Genomic DNA, 18,065 nt, shown 5'->3' on the forward strand with positions numbered 1-18,065 from the left:
CAAGAAAGATTGCTTATATTCAATCTTTCCAAATGGGCTCTTTCTCCCAATCATAGGGAAATCCAAGCTTTGATGCTAATATGTATGGGTATGACTTTATAAAAACAATTACTTTATGCTTAAACTGACCTCCTTCCCCTAAAGCATTGCACATATAGAGTAAAGAGACTATGATTGCATAAGGCTTCTTGCGGGTGAGTTCATCAATCGGAGTTGTATGCCATAAGCCTTTTGGATTACTTGGAAGCATCGGTTTCTTTACCATTGTACGTCCCAAAAGTCGAGAGTGATGAGCAACGAGGTTTCTTAAATAGGTTATTGCCTCCAACCAACTAGAAAGTTCGCTATGCAAATTTAACCCAAAGTCATTAGCAATACGTGCCTTCTCAGGGAGCTGGTGATTCAAGTTCTTGTATATCTTTGAAAGTGTACCGAAGCTGGCAAGTTCAAAGATAATCCACGAGTCGGGAGCTTCTTTTAAATCAGTACATATTCGACCGTTCCAAACTCCATACTTTGTTTTGAACTCCTTGACGAAAGGCTCATTACTACGTAGAAATTCAGATTTCAAAGTTGCAATTTGCTCTTGAAAGATTGCTTTATCTTCAAATAGAGAGGCTTGGGTATAGAATTGACCACTATAAGATTGAGAAAGATGATATATCAACTTTGTTCTTAAAGCTACTTCTATAATTTCTATCGCACCAAAGAGCAAGATTCGTAATTCCTTGTCATATTTATAGCGGGTGACAACTTCCTTAAAGTCTGCATTATTTCTAAAGAGGTGTATCTCTTTATCACTTTGCATGTCCCACCAATATCCTTTTAGGCGATAGTAACTGACATGACTTAGTAGATGATAAGCTTCTAACTCATCATCAATTCTCATACCCCTTCTTTTTAGAAGCGCAATTTGCTCACTAATAGATCGTGATTCCTTGTTAGACATAAAAAAATGACTCGCTGGCAGTTCTTACGGTATGCCAAGCGAGTACTGTTATCATTAGATGTAGGCATAACCTACAATCAAGTGTCATTACTATTTCAGTGCAAATATACGGAGTTTTCTTGAATAGACAAAACTTTTTCCCTTTTTTGTGCTTGTAGTACCATCAAATCAGCCTGCAATTTGATCTATACGCCTGAAATATTATATTTCTTTCAATCAGGGTGTTTGAGTTTTTTTGTATGAAATGAAATACCACTTATCAGATAACCAGTATGTATGATTATCAAGAGATTGCTTTTCGATAACTAATTTCCCCGTATCCGTTACTTTGGCCTTTCCATCAGAGAAAGGATAGGCGAACCTGTATTTAGGAGTTATAATTATATTTCCTAAAGTATCGGCAAAGCCTACAAGTCCATTCTTATCCACTATCCTGAAATATCCCTCACAGGGATAGTCTGGTCCATTATCATACTTGAATACATAAAAAAGAAATTTTCCTCTATTATCAAAACACCTCACATTTCCCTCGTTATCGGCAACAAAACCTATCTTTGATATGGTATCCGTGTAAGTCAGCGGATATCTACAATCTATAACTGTATCACCTTTTTGGTTGACATATCCATACAGGTTGTTTCTTTCCACAACGAAAAGCCTATTCTCTTTCTTTCCGCAACTAACAAACAAAAGAGCGATGCAAGTTATTGCAGGATAGAAAATCTTATTGCGATTTTTCATTTTTTTATTTTAGTTCATATAACATAGCCATTCCACATTCATTGAAATATCCATGCCCTTCAACTTCTTTTCCATTAAACAAATCTACATGACCAGAAGCGTTAGTCCAGTTACAATCTGTAAATATGATAATCCCTTTCTTCCCCCTAAAATCTTTTGGAGAGTGTCCTTTTATAGGCGTTCCTCCAATGTTCCTTTTGACAAAACTCTTCATATCTTCGACACGATATAAATACCATTTTTTGTCTTTCCCTGATGAAACTTTACCATCATATTTACTTATGGGTAATCCTGAATAATTAAAGGCGTATGAAAGTCTAATTGCACAAGCATTTTGGAATATATTTGCTTTAATATTTTCTTCAACTTTCCCCCCTATGAGTTGACCAACCTGTGATGGAGCAAGACGTTTTACTCTTGCAAAATAATGACTAAGTGTTGTATAAGAAATATATGCCATATCAAATAAACATTTATCTCCCGCAAAGATAGGTAATAATTTGGGGAAAACAAAATAATATGTGGGTAATCTGTTTTTTTTATATTCTACTGCTTTTCCAAGGCTCTGTCAATCGGTTCTTTGTCAAAGGAGAGGGTAGTATTCTTTATACGCACAACAACGGCAAACTAGCCAATGACCCCAAACTAGCTTGTCAAAACTTCCTCTCTGCACTCGAGCGCATACCGAAAGTCATTGCCACTCACGAAAAGGAACTCGCCAAGGCTACAAAAGACATTGACGTGTACAAAGCCATCTCCTCCGGAGTTTGGAATAAGGAGGATGAGCTGCGCAACATCAAAGCCCAAGCTGCAGAACTTGACCGAAAGATTGCGCTAACCCTCAATCCTCCCTCGGAAGAGAATGTAGCGAAAGAAGGGCAACAGACAAGGAGTACGCAGGAGCAGAGCGGACAGCACCAGAGCATCGGAAATGGGAATACCGCTGGTTCTCCATTAGATACTTCAAAGACCTTCAAGTCTGCTTCCAACTACGCTCAAACGTTCAATCCACAAAAGGAAGAGAAACAAAATATCATGAGCAAAGTAGTGTTCAGTAGACCGAAGATGAGATGATGTATGTGGAGTATATACAAAAAGAGTGGGACTGTACCGACGAAGTGTACAGCCCCATTATCACTTTTTATAGTGCTAGCAAAGCGACTAAAGTCTTTACCGGCACTTCTAACTGGATGCAAAGGTAATACATATGCTTGAATTACCCAAGCATTTCTCCGATATTTTTTATCCCAGTTGCCTTTACAATCGTCTTTTGGACCTCTTGAAACGCATTATACTTATCAAATAATTGGGATAATTCTCTTTTCAAATCAGCCTGTCTATTCTGTGACACAATACCAATCATATAATAAATGACTTTTATCGCACCATAGAGGTTCTGATAATTTGTTTCCTCCATCTTACCTGCGGGACCACGTCTTATAGACACTGGCAGAGCAATATCGTATAGAACATTGCCATGAGCACAATAATTCCTTATCGTATTTATTAGACACAGGTAGCTCTCAAATACAACAAGTTGCTTTATTCCAAAATGCTCCCCAATTCTTCTCTTAACTAGCTGATTCTTGAGAGTACTAAAGAGATGTATGACACTTCCCAAAGTCATAAACTCTAATGTCTTCCAAGCTGGAGCATACTTATCGTTGATATGGGTTTGATGATGTTGCTTTATCACTGGTGTCCGCTTAAATCGACTAGTGTATACTTCTTGGTCAAAGCTTTGTATGTAGTTAGCTGTAACAATAGAAGGATCAACAAACCACGTAGGAGAGGTCTTATAGTAGTTTGAGACATAATAAGTCAGAAATGTCCTAAGGTGAATCTCTATTCGATTTAGATACCTAGTTAGGATGCCTCTAAGATTGAAGTCAAAGTAGTACAGCCTAACAATGTCATCAAAGTTAGTCCCCTCCCGAAACTCATGCGTCCTACCAACTTTACATGGGTATGAACGCTCAAAAGGAAACCAGTAAAAGCCTAAACGATAATAACCAACATCCGATAAGACCTCCTTAGCCTTATCTTCATTGTCTATTATCATTCCTCGCTGCCTTAGAAGGCTTATCTGCTCGTCAATGTTGATTGCTTCTTTTGCCATAAATCTATTTTATTGCAAAGGTAACAGAAAGAGATGACTTATAGTCCTTTTTATCCAAGTATTTTACTCCAGAGAGGACTGAAATGAGTCTTTACTAGCTTTCTCCCCGTTTAAGCATATTATCCACCTCCTCCCGAAGGAAAAGTAACCTGCCATTGGCTTTGAGATAGGGAATCTTTCCTTGCGACACCCAATTATAGATGGTCTTCTGCTCAACTTTAAGGAGCTTGGAAACATCAATGATGTCGAGGTACTCTGGTCTGAGAGGTGGATGAACAGTAGTTGCGTGTTCTTGTGCTTGCAATGATATCAACTCATCAAGTTTAAGTTCCATCTGCAAGAGCTTCTGAAACAAATTCCGAAATTGTTCTTCGGTATAATGTGGATCTAGATAAGGCATATTTTTCTTTGTTGATAGTTTCCTTGGCTATCCTGAATAAGGATACCTTGTTCCTTCATATAAGCAATATATTTTTTAGCTGTGCGGTCTTTGATGTCGAGTTCTCGCATCAAAATCTCACAGAGCTGTTGGTAAGAAAGGCGTGTTGCAGAGCGAAAAGCACCACGTACGACAGCATGGAGTTCGTTGCTCTTTCGTTTATCCTTGTCTTCCTTAGACTTCTCTCCACGATAAACGTGCATATCGAGAGCTTTGTCCCAGCCAAATAGCGTCATAGGTACATCTAACGGACTTCCATCACGTACTTTCAAGGCTTTTACTACCGAGTATTCAGGGTTTTCATCTTTCTCAATGGAGAGAATGCCAGCCGCCTTTCGCTGTAGCTCAGAACCGATATGCCCTCTCAGTTTGATACCATTCGGCACAAAGTGAAGCACACAGATAATGCACGTGTTGTAAATACCTGCCAAGCGGTAGAGTTCATCGACAATGGCGATGCTTTCTGTTTCATCGTTTGCTGAACGGATCAAATCGGCTATGCCGTCAATAACTACGAGATGTATTCCCCCATGTTTGTGATGGAACAAGTCCATACTTTCACGGATGAGTTTCAGTCTGTCCTTTCGAGAGAGAGAAGCGAGGTAAAGCGAATGATAAAAATCGGGAACACTCGTGAGAGATGCTCTCCGAAGTGTCTTGCCCAGATTTTTGTGGAGTTGCGCCTCTGATTGCTCGGTATCATAGTGTAGCACTGCTAGCCCTTTAGGATTGGGTGTAACCTCAAGCCCTAGGGTTTGTTCTGCATCCAATCGCTCAGTTCCTAATGTGCCAGCAAGTATAGCTGCGATGTAGTTACTTTTGCCTGTTCCTTCTCCTCCAGTGATACAGAAGAGATTGTCTTGTGTACCGAGAGGAACGCCATTAACGGCTATCACTGACTTCGATGCATCAGGTGGATTATCATAGTCTATTTCACATGAACGTAGCATCATCATAGTTTGCGTGTACATTTGAGAGAAAAGCTTATCGAGCAACTTACGAAAGTCCTCTTCCTCATTACCTAGTGCAAAGTAGTCAGATATGTCCTTTTCTGTCTTTGTCCCTTTTAGTGGTAATTGAAGCTGTTGTACCTTGTAAGCCTCTAGTAGATTTGCTTGTCTATCAGATTCTCTTACCCCTGTTTCATCCGTATCATAGAGTAAGATAATGTGTCGAAAGCGTAGCTGTAAACTCTCTATAATATTCTCTGGTATTTGTGCTGTTTCACTATTAAAGCATATCGCATGGAAGTGATGAGCAGAGAGAGACAGAACATCCTTTTCTCCACCAGTGATAAAGAGTATATCTCCTTTACTTGGAATCTGTTCCATTCCGAAACTGTAAGGATTGGGCATTTGTCCACCATAGAGAAAACGCATCTTTGGACTATTGGGGCGATAGATTTTGATGTATCCATTTCCTATATACGCAAATATGGGTTCTGTTGGTGTAGCCCTGATTTCAAATTGTTTTCCCTCTCTAGTTTGACTAGAATAGCTTTTTAGAGCACGAACCCGAAATCGCCTCAATGTTTCCTCATAAATGCCATAATGAGCCCAATAAGCAAGAAGTGCAGCATCGAAAGGTTGTATCTCAAAACTATAAGGTAGCTCATCAGCCTTTTCTACATGTTTTGTTTGGCATTGAAGAGAGATAGGGGCTGTCGGTTTCGTTTTTGTTGAAACAAACTTGTGTAGCTGCTTAACATCATCAAGAATACAAAGATCTAGGTCTTGACCTATCATTTGAAGTAGTTCTGGAAAACTAGTCTTAAGGTCTATGCCTCTCAACTCGGATACGAACCAGAAGCAATCCCCCGCATAGGAGGGATTGCCATGGTCATAGTACTTATAAGTCGAGGACCTTTTGTCATAATAGATATGGCAAGAAGCTCGCTTATCATCGTAGAATGGACTACGAAAGTTACGATGCAGATTGACCTCGAAGCCTAGATAATGACAGAAGACCCTTAGTCCTCTATCTGTTAATGCTAGTATTCGTTCTTTGTCTATCATGGTTCGTCTTTTTGTTCTAAACTAAGGCAGTTGCAAAGAATCAGTTTATCCTTGTAGCGAAGTAGGCGCTCCAACAATTCGTCATTGCGCATACCCGATATGCGTAGACGATTGCACCGAGCGCAGATGAGTAGTGACTTATAGAAGTAACGAACATCTCCACTCTCCGTATAGCGGAAGCGAACAATATTCTTTTTACGCCAACGGTATAAGGTTGATTCTGATACATCCAAGGTATCAATGAGATCCTTGGTAGACATCTCGAGTTCATCGTCGATGTCTTGAAGCAAGTGCGTTGTGCGTTCAACGTACTGCTCAATTCGATTGAGACGGTCTATCAAGTCTTGGTAGACACTGCTCTCCATAGAAATTACTTCCATTACATTAGATGTGTTTTAGTAAAGTCAATATCATTTCCTCCTTCTTTGAGAAGAAGATTAACAAGACGATTGAAGGTTGCTTTGTTGTAGGCAGAAATTTCAATCCTACCCACAGGTTTTGGTTGCTCATTTGCAAGTAGTGCAAGTACGTCGTAGCATGAGAGGTCTAGAAAGCTCGCATACTCGAAAAGCTTGTCAGTACTTGGGAAATTTCCCTTAGACTCCCAGCGAGAGATTGTACTTGAGGAAACACCCAGTTTTCCAGCAAGATACTCTTGAGAGATGCCTTTTTCCAGGCGATTTTCTCTCAGAATCTGAAGTAACTTTATCATATAGTCAAAGTTATAAACGCATCCTAGCTTGACCAACCCATATAATGCAAGTTTGTGCGCCCAATGCAAGAGGTCTTGCATCAGATGCAAAGTAAGTATTGATAGGAATGCAATAGGGCTGGTATAAGATAAAGGGAGGACAAAATTTAGGTACAAAAAAGTTTGTTTTTTGCAACTACCAAGGGACACTGGTGCACGGTGCAAGCCCTTATATATAAAGGGTCTTGCACCGTGCACCAGGCAGTGTAGCAGAAAAAACTGTAAATAATTATGAGAGAATACTTTGGTAAATGGTTCTTTTTTATGTACCTTTGCACCAAAGAAAAGAGAGCTATTACGCTTTCAAGAGCCCGTCAGAAAGGTAGTCATAAGGTAGTCAAAAAACTGCTACATAATTGCTACACTACCACTTGACTGAATTTACTAAAGGACTGTAATACAACGAAATAAGAGAGGTTCGTTCCTTTCCCTCTCTCTCCGCAAACAAGGGTGTAAATCAGCAAGTTATGCGATTTACACCCTTTTTTACGCCCGAAAAGTTGTTTGTTGAAAAGATTCTCTATTCTCATAGGGAGAACAGCAGAATTTATCTTATAAGCCTTTGTTGGAGGTTCTCTACAACAGATGTTGTTCTTTGGAGTTTTGGTTTGTTATCGAAAAATCTGCTGGATATAATGTTTTCAAGTCTTCTATAGTTGGGGCTACATTGGTAGCTAGTCTTCTTGCTTGTTTCATTATCATTTCTTCAAATAAGTTACGGATGAATCTCCCATTAGAGAATTTGCTTTCTTGATTTAAAGTGTCTTTCTTCAGACTATTCTTTATTAGTTGTTTAAGTTCTTCTGAAAGCATATAATCCTCTTTCATACACATACTTTGGAGAATGTCAAAAAGCTCATTGTCATTATAGTCTTCAAATTCTATAAAGGTGTTGAATCGAGATTTCAGTCCAGGATTAGAATCAAAGAACTGTTTCATCGGGTCAGAATATCCCGCAACTATAACAACAAGATCTTGTCGGTAGTCCTCTAGTGCTTTAGTTAATTCTGTAAGACATTCACGTCCGTACGAATCACTATGGTCGTTTTCTGTTATGCTATATGCTTCATCGATAAATAATACCCCGCCTTTAGCCTTCTCTATCACCTCTTTCACTTTAAGGGCTGTTTGTCCTTGGTAGCCAGCTATAAGGTCTGTTCTTGATACTTCCATAAAATGCCCCTTTGAAAGAAGCCCAATCTTTTTATAAATTCTCCCGACAATTCTTGCAACAGTAGTCTTACCAGTACCAGGATTGCCTGTGAACGCTAAATGCATTGTGCTCTTAGGAGTATGAAGTCCTTTTGCCTTCCTCAATAGTTGTACTTTTTGGAACGCAATAAGGTCGTTAACCTTTGATTTCACCTTCTCCAAACCAATCAATGAGTTTAATTGGCTCATTAACTCTTCCAGACTATAGTCCTTTTCGCGAACTATTTCATTAGAACAAATACTTCTCAATTGTCTATGGCCATAGAATTTAATAAGAGCTTCTTTAACTGATATTGCTATCTTTGTTATTTGAGCATTTTTGTATTCTGTTGCTATGTTTATGTATTGACACAGTTTGATTGCCTCCTTGTCATTGTGTTCTACAATTAATTTGGCACAATCAATAATTCTACCATCACCTTTAGTAACAGTGTCCAAATATGTTGCATTGTCAACTAATGCCTTTTCGTATTGATTATGGTTCATAAAACCCCAATAATCTGAAGAATATAGTTTATAACAGTAAGTCCAGCAGCACTGCCACTTATCCAGTATGCGATTTTGATTTTTTTATTGTATTGCTTTCGCGTAAAGTCGTTATCAGCTTCCATCTGATGAATTAAGTCATAAATTCTCGCGTGCTCGGAACGAGTTTCCCTTATGAAGTCGTCAACCTGCTTATGAAAGTCTTCAAGATTGGTTTTGTGTTCTTCCACATCGCTCCATATTGCATCAACATCTCCAAGGTGCTGGTATGTTTCGAGTATAGTGCGGTACTGCTTCAATTCCTCAATGTCGGTATCAATGCGTGAGGTGGCTTGATTGACTTTCTCAACAAAGGCATCAACCTGCTTATGAAAGTCTTCAAGGTTGGTCTTGTATTCTTCCACATCGTTCCACATCGCATCAACATCTCCAAGGTGTTGGTATGTTTCGAGCATAGTGCGGTACTGCTTCAAGTCCTCAATGTCGGTGTCAATGCGTGAGGTGGCTTGATTGAACTTCTCAACAAAGGCATCAACCTGCTTATGAAAGTCTGCAAGGTTGGTCTTGTGTTCTTCCACATCGTTCCACATTGCATCAACATCTCCAAGGTGTTGGTATGTTTCGAGCATAGTGCGGTACTGCTTCAAGTCCTCAATGTCGGTATCAATGCGCGAGGTGGCTTGATTGACTTTCTCAATAAAGTCGTTAACCTGCTTATGAAAGTCTTCAAGATTGGTCTTGTGTTCTTCCACATCGTTCCACATCGCATCCACATCTTCGAGGTGCTGGTATGTTTCGAGGATAGTGCGGTACTGCTTCAAGGCCTCTATGTCGGTGTCAATGCGTGAGGTGGCTTGATTGACTTTCTCAATAAAGTCGTTAACCTGCTTATGAAAGTCTTCAAGGTTGGTCTTGTGTTCTTCCACATCGTTCCACATCGCATCCACATCTTCGAGGTGCTGGTATGTTTCGAGCATAGTGCGGTACTGCTTCAAGGCATCAATGTCGGTATCAATGCGTGAGGTGGATTGATTGACCTTCTCAACAAAGGCATCAACCTGCTTATGAAAGTCTTCAAGATTGGTCTTGTGTTCTTCCACATCGTTCCACATCGCATCAACATCTCCAAGGTGCTGGTATGTTTCGAGGATAGTGCGGTACTGCTTCAAGGCCTCTATGTCGGTGTCAATGCGTGAGGTGGCTTGATTGACTTTCTCAATAAAGTCGTTAACCTGCTTATGAAAGTCTTCAAGGTTGGTCTTGTGTTCTTCCACATCGTTCCACATCGCATCCACATCTTCGAGGTGCTGGTATGTTTCGAGCATAGTGCGGTACTGCTTCAAGGCATCAATGTCGGTATCAATGCGTGAGGTGGATTGATTGACCTTCTCAACAAAGGCATCAACCTGCTTATGAAAGTCTTCAAGATTGGTCTTGTGTTCTTCCACATCGTTCCACATCGCATCAACATCTCCAAGGTGCTGGTATGTTTCGAGGATAGTGCGGTACTGCTTCAAGGCCTCTATGTCGGTGTCAATGCGTGAGGTGGCTTGATTGACTTTCTCAATAAAGTCGTTAACCTGCTTATGAAAGTCTTCAAGGTTGGTCTTGTGTTCTTCCACATCGTTCCACATCGCATCCACATCTTCGAGGTGCTGGTATGTTTCGAGCATAGTGCGGTACTGCTTCAAGGCATCAATGTCGGTATCAATGCGTGAGGTGGATTGATTGACCTTCTCAACAAAGGCATCAACCTGCTTATGAAAGTCTTCAAGATTGGTCTTGTGTTCTTCCACATCGTTCCACATCGCATCAACATCTCCAAGGTGCTGGTATGTTTCGAGGATAGTGCGGTACTGCTTCAAGGCCTCTATGTCGGTGTCAATGCGTGAGGTGGCTTGATTGACTTTCTCAATAAAGTCGTTAACCTGCTTATGAAAGTCTTCAAGGTTGGTCTTGTGTTCTTCCACATCGTTCCACATCGCATCCACATCTTCGAGGTGCTGGTATGTTTCGAGCATAGTGCGGTACTGCTTCAAGGCATCAATGTCGGTATCAATGCGTGAGGTGGATTGATTGACCTTCTCAACAAAGGCATCAACCTGCTTATGAAAGTCTTCAAGATTGGTCTTGTGTTCTTCCACATCGTTCCACATCGCATCAACATCTCCAAGGTGCTGGTATGTTTCGAGGATAGTGCGGTACTGCTTCAAGGCCTCTATGTCGGTGTCAATGCGTGAGGTGGCTTGATTGACTTTCTCAATAAAGTCGTTAACCTGCTTATGAAAGTCTTCAAGGTTGGTCTTGTGTTCTTCCACATCGTTCCACATCGCATCCACATCTTCGAGGTGCTGGTATGTTTCGAGCATAGTGCGGTACTGCTTCAAGGCATCAATGTCGGTATCAATGCGTGAGGTGGATTGATTGACCTTCTCAACAAAGGCATCAACCTGCTTATGAAAGTCTTCAAGATTGGTCTTGTGTTCTTCCACATCGTTCCACATCGCATCAACATCTCCAAGGTGCTGGTATGTTTCGAGGATAGTGCGGTACTGCTTCAAGGCCTCTATGTCGGTGTCAATGCGTGAGGTGGCTTGATTGACTTTCTCAATAAAGTCGTTAACCTGCTTATGAAAGTCTTCAAGGTTGGTCTTGTGTTCTTCCACATCGTTCCACATCGCATCCACATCTTCGAGGTGCTGGTATGTTTCGAGCATAGTGCGGTACTGCTTCAAGGCATCAATGTCGGTATCAATGCGTGAGGTGGATTGATTGACTTTCTCAACAAAGGCATCAACCTGCTTATGAAAGTCTTCAAGATTGGTCTTGTGTTCTTCCACATCGTTCCACATCGCATCAACATCTCCAAGGTGCTGGTATGTTTCGAGGATAGTGCGGTACTGCTTCAAGGCCTCTATGTCGGTGTCAATGCGTGAGGTGGCTTGATTGACTTTCTCAATAAAGTCGTTAACCTGCTTATGAAAGTCTTCAAGGTTGGTCTTGTGTTCTTCCACATCGTTCCACATCGCATCCACATCTTCGAGGTGCTGGTATGTTTCGAGCATAGTGCGGTACTGCTTCAAGGCATCAATGTCGGTATCAATGCGTGAGGTGGATTGATTGACTTTCTCAACAAAGGCATCAACCTGCTTATGAAAGTCTTCAAGATTGGTCTTGTGTTCTTCCACATCGTTCCACATCGCATCAACATCTCCAAGGTGCTGGTATGTTTCGAGGATAGTGCGGTACTGCTTCAAGGCCTCTATGTCGGTGTCAATGCGTGAGGTGGCTTGATTGACTTTCTCAATAAAGTCGTTAACCTGCTTATGAAAGTCTTCAAGGTTGGTCTTGTGTTCTTCCACATCGTTCCACATCGCATCCACATCTTCGAGGTGCTGGTATGTTTCGAGCATAGTGCGGTACTGCTTCAAGGCATCAATGTCGGTATCAATGCGTGAGGTGGATTGATTGACTTTCTCAACAAAGGCATCAACCTGCTTATGAAAGTCTTCAAGATTGGTCTTGTGTTCTTCCACATCGTTCCACATCGCATCAACATCTCCAAGGTGCTGGTATGTTTCGAGGATAGTGCGGTACTGCTTCAAGGCCTCTATGTCGGTGTCAATGCGTGAGGTGGCTTGATTGACTTTCTCAATAAAGTCGTTAACCTGCTTATGAAAGTCTTCAAGGTTGGTCTTGTGTTCTTCCACATCGTTCCACATCGCATCCACATCTTCGAGGTGCTGGTATGTTTCGAGCATAGTGCGGTACTGCTTCAAGGCATCAATGTCGGTATCAATGCGTGAGGTGGATTGATTGACTTTCTCAACAAAGGCATCAACCTGCTTATGAAAGTCTTCAAGATTGGTCTTGTGTTCTTCCACATCGTTCCACATCGCATCAACATCTCCAAGGTGCTGGTATGTTTCGAGGATAGTGCGGTACTGCTTCAAGGCCTCTATGTCGGTGTCAATGCGTGAGGTGGCTTGATTGACTTCATACATAAATGGAGTAAGAGTATCTATTAGCCCTTTTACAACCTCACGACTACTTGTCAAATCAGTCCAGATTTGATCAATATCCTTAATATGAGTAAGGCTCGACAAGAATGATTGGATGTCCTTTATTTCCTGAGTAGAAGCTGCAAAATCATTAATCTCATTTTCTATAGATTGTATTTTGCTATTAACAGATGAGATTTCTGTATTCAGAGAAGCGACTGAGGACAAATCCTTTGTTGCCTTCTCTTTAAACTCTTTCAAAATCCTAACCGTAGTCTGCAATGCTTCAATTGTTTTTTTTATATCAGCTTGTGCAATTGTAGCCTTTGTTGAAGCGTCAAATGCTTTACGACTTGCTTCAAGCGCCTGACCACTTGCAGTATTTGCTTTGTCGCTCGCTTTTTTTGCTTGATTGCTAGCAGCTTCAGCAGACTTTATAGCAGTAATTATACCTTTTATATATTCTTTATCCAAGGATTCTAACGCCTTATAAACCTCGTCTGCAATCTCGAAAAGGGATTTTATCGTCGAATTTTGTTCTATTAAAGTACTTTGCAGAGGAGATACTAACAATTTATTTACTTCATCACCAGTTATATTATGCTTATTCCATGGAAATATAGAACCCTCTGTTGGAAAGTTCTGTAGGGATACATTGGGTTCTTTCTTCGACAACGAATGAATCTTATTCTTCGCGTCTTCAAAATCCTTGGGTTTTATGATTTCGTTTGCCATACTAACTTAATGATTCTAAATCACTGAAAATATGATCAAAAGTATCGTTATTCTCTGAAATACCGTTTTCATTTTCTTCGATTACTTCTGCATCTTCGATAGGTTCTGCAGCAATATCTTCAGAGTTACTCATTATCTTTTTTATTGACTCTTCTATTATTTCTGCTGCTGCTGCATGTCTTTCCTTGATACTTGTTATCGTTTTATCTCTAGTCTTTTCTACTTTCTTTGCTGCTACTTTATTTTGTTGACCTTGGGTTGCAAGGATTTCATTTCTCTTCTCAATCTGTTGTTGGGTGTTGATTCTTTTTAGTTTCTTTGCTATAAGTCTATCAATCTGATTTAGTGCTAAAGCACCTATAAGACCGCTGACAAGAGCACCAAGGAACATACCAACAAGACTAGCAAGACTTCCCAATAGTGGAATTTCAATCGCAAATCCAGGTATAGACAGAAGTCCCTTCTCAATCACTTCGCTTAAAACAATTGCACCTCCAGCAGTGAAACCAACAATAATAATTTTGCCTACTTCCATCATTTTCAGACTAAACGGCATGTTTTTATTAGCTGGGTCTTTCAGAAAATTGATTGCTTCATTTACAGACTTACATCCCTGTACAAGGAAAAGCCATGCTTTTTTAATCATGCCAATAATAGGGCCACATATAGCAGTGGCAATTGTTGTCACAAAGGTGTTGCCTGCATTAAGCAAATGTCCTTTTAAATTTGACACAAAAGAATTTATTGCTTCTTTAACACTATCTATAAACGTTCTAATCTTTCTGTTTCCAAGGCGGAACCAAGAAATTAGCTTGCGGATAATATCTTTGATGAGAGAAGCCAAAAGTCCCATAACGACAGATCGAAGTGCTTTATGACCAATACGTAGAGCTTCGTCTTTCTGAGATTTTTTGCCCGTTTCAATAGACCGCTTCTCTCCTTCTTTCTTCTGTTTCTCATACTCCGCTCGCGCCTCTGCATCCTTATCCCGATATTCTTGTTCTTTCTCGTCACTCAAATAAGTCTTATCCATCGGGTCTGCATATATATCCTTTGGGGTCTGACCGTTGGAGTTCGGATTATCAAGCCAATCGCTCATTGTTTTGTCTCCCTTTGAGCGATTGTGACTTGCATTCATCTCATTTAGATTGGCATCACTATTAGCAAATGTTATTTGCTCATCTTTTGTCAAATGAGCATTTGCCGCTGGATCGCGGATGATTTCACCTGCGGAGACAGTGTGGTCCATATCAGTACTACGTTCAACAAAACCTGCTGGTCTTCCTTGATCAAATGGTCTTCTCGCTCCCCTATCTAAAGTTGCTTCTTCTTTGCCTGATCTAGTTTGATGAGTTATAATACTTCCATTTTCATCATGCTGAAAATTTCCTTGCCAATCGTCATACCTTTGCTGATAATCAATTTTATCATTATGAGTCGCAATTTTTCCTTCCGCAAAATTGTCTGTAGTTTGGATGTGAGCCGAATCGCGCAAGTCCAATGTCAGTCCGCGGTTTTCTTTGATGAAGTCTTCACCGGCAATAACCCCGATTTGATTGATAAACTGCTCCCATACAACATTCATAACGACATGACCGATGGTATCTGGATTGCCTATTTTTTCTCTATCGAGTTCCAAACCCTCCAAATCCGCCATCTGTTCCTCCAATTCAGAGTTCAGCTTACTTTCAAGGTCATCAAAGTCAATGGAGTCGCAATCTAATTCAGCCCATTCGTTGAGTTGATTCTGGTTCTTATTCATCGTTAATTATCTTATTTATTCTTTGGATGAAACATTGAGCATGTCTGCTACTTTAATATCGTAACAAAATAGGCTACTTATGGATGCAACTATCAACGTTAGTATTACTGGAACTAAGCCCAAACAACTAGATAAAACATGTCAATGTGCCTCTATTTCAAGCGGATTTTCTAAAGGTAAATATAACCCTCTTTGTAGCCTCACTCTATTTTTACCTACAAAAATACGAACTAATAGGCAGGGAAAAGCATAAAAGACATGACATTTTACATATACGGAGTAACTTCTATGAGAAACACGCATCAATGACAGTCTATTTCACTGATTTTTAGCCATTGGAACGTTGGAGGACTTTCCTATTCATCCCTATATTTCCCCATTTTCTCCTTTTCTTGTTTGTAGCCTAAAAACTAAGTTCTTTTGCAGTGTCAGAGCCTTTCAGAAGGGCTCCCGAAGGCTCGGAAAACATCATAAAAAACAATGCGACATCAACGCACAAATAACAACTATATGCTATGACACTACATGAGTTACTCGACAAACCTGTGTGGCAGATGACAGGAGAAGAACTTCTATTTCTGGCACAACACGGAAAAACACACGATGAGGGAGAGGGCACAGTAAAATCTTCCACGCTGAGATAGTTGTAGACTCCACCAAAGTCTTTGCCGATATGAAAGCCTATCAGCCCATTCCCATCATCGCTGACTTCACAAACGAAGATGGCTCCGACAATCTCCGTGAGACTATCGAAGCCAACTATAAGCGGGTTAAACAAGAGGTGCTGAGCCTTGTCGCTAGTGAGATCGAGCGAATCAAGAATGACCCGAATCTAAAGGGACTGGTTAAGGAGTAGAGAGATGCTTAAAACTCAGCGTGCTCGGAGTATATATATCTATCCAAGATGCGTAAGGTATCGGACTCTCTGATATACCAAACAGTGATAAGAGTATCATCTTTAATTCTCCAAGTGAATTCTAGAATCCATGTATCATGTGCCAGGCGTTGTTTCATTGGAAACTGCTGTTCAACAGGGTGTCTAAATTCGTCATGCTTCTCTTGCAAAATAAAACTATCTCGGTAAAGAGTCTTATAGAGACTATCTAGCTCACCTGGTAGGTAGCTTATTGGAACTTTCGAACGAAGCTGTTGCATTGATGTCTTCTTATTTCCTTTGTGACTATGGCATGAGATGAATCCCAGCAATAGCCATATAGTGACGAGAAATCTTATGAAAGTATTCATATCTACACTCCTATTACTTCATCAATCTCGAAATAGTATCCGAAGAAAGACGAGTACATCGAATTAACTTGACTTTATTACATCTACTTACTTGAAGTTCAGTTCTTCCTGATTTTCTATCTTGCTAACTTGTCGTATTCTACCTCCACTTACTCTAGTCTTAACTACTCGACCACACTTGGCATACTCGTTCTCTTTGAACTTGCCACTGGGGAGGAACTCCTTGAACACACGACCGGCACTGTCGCGCTTGTAGGTACGGTACTATATGTCGAAGCCTTGCTCGCGCATCACATGACCCGCTGCATCTAGCTCGAAATGGTAACTCAAATGAAGTAGTCCAAAGCATAGAAATGCCAAGAGTAACTTCAAGAGGATAGGTAACATAAGGGGCTGATTAAGGAGTCTTTATATTAGAAAATGTCGAACTCTGAGTACCTGAAATATCTGAGACGTTTTAATGTATCAGCTTCTCTTATATACCATACTGTGATCAGACTATCAGCTTTCTCTCTCCAAGTGAATTCTAGAATCCATGTCTTATGTGCCTTTCGTTGCTCCATTGGGAATAGCCTCTCTGTTGGATTCCTAAATTCATCGTGCAATTCTTGTAATATGAAGCTATCTCGAGAAAGAGGCTGATAGAGAGTATCGAGTTCTGCTGGCAAATAGTTTATTGGGCCTTTTGACCGAAACTTTTGCATTGATGTTTTTTTATTTCCTTCGTGACTATGGCATGAGATGAACCCCAGCAACAGCCATACAGTGATGAGAAATCTTATGAAAGTATTCATATCTATACTCCTATTACTTCATCAATCTCGAAATAGCATCCGAAGAAAGACGAGTACATCGAATTAACTTGACTTTATTACATCTACTAATCGCTTTATAATACCATTATAATTATGGTCTCTGCTAGTTTCAGTTTTCTATCCAAAGAGAAGAGAGTCCTTTTAGAAGAAGTATCAACCTATATTGAGGCATATTTATTTAGGCAATCGGGAGAGTCTCTTCTCTTGGAACTTGAAGCATTCCATCTGCGCCATGTAGAGATTTAAGTCTTTGAATCTCTTCTATGAGCATCTCAGAAAAGCTATTCCACTCTTTGAGTGGAGTTGCATCTCGCCGAGCACAATAATATACTTTATCAGAATCATCCTTCATGTATAAGCGAGAACCATCTTTGCTGTAAGAGGCAAAAAAGAAGCAACTCTTATCTGCATTTTTAGGACGTTCATACACATTAGGATCCGATAAATCAAATGGACCTTGAACGCCCTGTTCCCTTTTAAAGCTTCCTTGGTGTCCGTAGAGAAAGAGCCCTCTGTGGAATATGTATAGCCCATTACTAACATGGGTGAGAAATGTTCTATATTGGTAAGGGATTTCTCTTCCAATATTTTGTTCCACCAGTGCAAGTCGCTCTTCTGTAAGGGGTGCAAATGTATAGATATTATATGCCTCTGGACCTGCCAGAGGTATATGTCCATATCTTGAAACCACCTCCTCTTCTACAGCCCCTAGGGCTTTTTGCTCTTCTATAAGAGCTTGTATGTATCTTTCATATTCCATGATTATGATATTATGAGATTGCTAAAATATATATT

The 18,065-nt window shown here is 40.3% G+C and carries 12 protein-coding genes and 3 pseudogenes; 3 read left to right on the forward strand and 12 right to left on the reverse strand.

The window, feature by feature from the left end:
- Nucleotides 1–19 precede the first annotated feature (19 nt).
- From BQ2633_RS09765 to BQ2633_RS09775, 3 genes are all read right to left on the reverse strand, one after another.
- Nucleotides 20–949, reverse strand: coding sequence for an Abi family protein (locus BQ2633_RS09765; protein ID WP_075566777.1), 930 nt, complete (start codon nucleotides 947–949; stop codon nucleotides 20–22).
- Nucleotides 950–1,165: 216 nt separating this feature from the next.
- Nucleotides 1,166–1,690: a WG repeat-containing protein gene (locus tag BQ2633_RS09770; protein ID WP_075566779.1), complete on the reverse strand. Its 525-nt coding sequence runs from the start codon at nucleotides 1,688–1,690 to the stop codon at nucleotides 1,166–1,168.
- A 4-nt stretch (nucleotides 1,691–1,694) separates the two neighbouring features.
- Nucleotides 1,695–2,150, reverse strand: coding sequence for a type VI secretion system amidase effector protein Tae4 (locus tag BQ2633_RS09775; protein WP_075566781.1), 456 nt, complete (start codon nucleotides 2,148–2,150; stop codon nucleotides 1,695–1,697).
- Between the two features lie 92 nt (nucleotides 2,151–2,242).
- Between BQ2633_RS09775 and BQ2633_RS11685 the strand changes: the two are divergent.
- Nucleotides 2,243–2,554: pseudogene (locus BQ2633_RS11685) on the forward strand (hypothetical protein); the annotation flags it as partial.
- 352 nt (nucleotides 2,555–2,906) lie between these two features.
- On the opposite strand, the gene BQ2633_RS09785 reads toward BQ2633_RS11685, so the two are convergent.
- From BQ2633_RS09785 to BQ2633_RS09820, 8 genes are all read right to left on the reverse strand, one after another.
- Nucleotides 2,907–3,809, reverse strand: coding sequence for an Abi family protein (locus BQ2633_RS09785; RefSeq protein ID WP_075566783.1), 903 nt, complete (start codon nucleotides 3,807–3,809; stop codon nucleotides 2,907–2,909).
- Nucleotides 3,810–3,903: 94 nt separating this feature from the next.
- On the reverse strand, nucleotides 3,904–4,209 hold the full coding sequence (locus BQ2633_RS09790) for a helix-turn-helix domain-containing protein (RefSeq protein WP_075566784.1): 306 nt from the start codon (nucleotides 4,207–4,209) through the stop codon (nucleotides 3,904–3,906).
- On the reverse strand, nucleotides 4,197–6,263 hold the full coding sequence (locus BQ2633_RS09795) for an AAA family ATPase (RefSeq protein WP_075566785.1): 2,067 nt from the start codon (nucleotides 6,261–6,263) through the stop codon (nucleotides 4,197–4,199). The genes BQ2633_RS09790 and BQ2633_RS09795 overlap by 13 nt, the downstream gene beginning before the upstream one ends.
- Nucleotides 6,260–6,643, reverse strand: a complete 384-nt coding sequence (locus BQ2633_RS09800; RefSeq protein ID WP_009437858.1) for a MerR family transcriptional regulator — start codon at nucleotides 6,641–6,643, stop codon at nucleotides 6,260–6,262. Before BQ2633_RS09800 ends, BQ2633_RS09795 begins: the two co-directional genes overlap by 4 nt.
- Complete coding sequence (locus BQ2633_RS09805; RefSeq protein ID WP_075567368.1) at nucleotides 6,643–6,975, reverse strand: helix-turn-helix domain-containing protein; 333 nt, start codon at nucleotides 6,973–6,975, stop codon at nucleotides 6,643–6,645. The genes BQ2633_RS09800 and BQ2633_RS09805 overlap by 1 nt, the downstream gene beginning before the upstream one ends.
- Nucleotides 6,976–7,590: 615 nt before the next feature.
- A complete protein-coding gene (locus tag BQ2633_RS09810) occupies nucleotides 7,591–8,712 on the reverse strand; it encodes an AAA family ATPase (protein ID WP_075566786.1) in 1,122 nt (373 codons plus the stop codon).
- Entirely contained in the window at nucleotides 8,709–12,716 is a 4,008-nt protein-coding gene (locus tag BQ2633_RS09815) for a rhoptry family protein (RefSeq protein WP_075566788.1), read from the reverse strand. The genes BQ2633_RS09810 and BQ2633_RS09815 overlap by 4 nt, the downstream gene beginning before the upstream one ends.
- 733 nt (nucleotides 12,717–13,449) lie before the next feature.
- Nucleotides 13,450–15,210, reverse strand: a complete 1,761-nt coding sequence (locus tag BQ2633_RS09820) for a cation diffusion facilitator family transporter (RefSeq protein ID WP_075566789.1) — start codon at nucleotides 15,208–15,210, stop codon at nucleotides 13,450–13,452.
- Between the two features lie 515 nt (nucleotides 15,211–15,725).
- Between BQ2633_RS09820 and BQ2633_RS09825 the strand changes: the two are divergent.
- Together BQ2633_RS09825 and BQ2633_RS09830 are read left to right on the forward strand one after the other, a co-directional pair.
- Nucleotides 15,726–15,845, forward strand: a pseudogene (locus BQ2633_RS09825) (DUF3853 family protein); the annotation flags it as partial.
- A pseudogene (locus BQ2633_RS09830) lies at nucleotides 15,833–16,066 on the forward strand (conjugal transfer protein TraG); the annotation flags it as partial. The pseudogenes BQ2633_RS09825 and BQ2633_RS09830, both read left to right, overlap by 13 nt.
- Nucleotides 16,067–17,448: 1,382 nt before the next feature.
- On the opposite strand, the gene BQ2633_RS09845 reads toward BQ2633_RS09830, so the two are convergent.
- The gene (locus BQ2633_RS09845) at nucleotides 17,449–18,030 is read right to left on the reverse strand and encodes an SMI1/KNR4 family protein (protein ID WP_075566792.1); all 582 of its coding nucleotides are present in this window, start codon (nucleotides 18,028–18,030) and stop codon (nucleotides 17,449–17,451) included.
- Between the last annotated feature and the right edge of the window lie 35 nt (nucleotides 18,031–18,065).

Source organism: Ihuprevotella massiliensis (assembly GCA_900095835.1).
GTDB classification, from domain to species: domain Bacteria; phylum Bacteroidota; class Bacteroidia; order Bacteroidales; family Bacteroidaceae; genus Alloprevotella; species Alloprevotella massiliensis.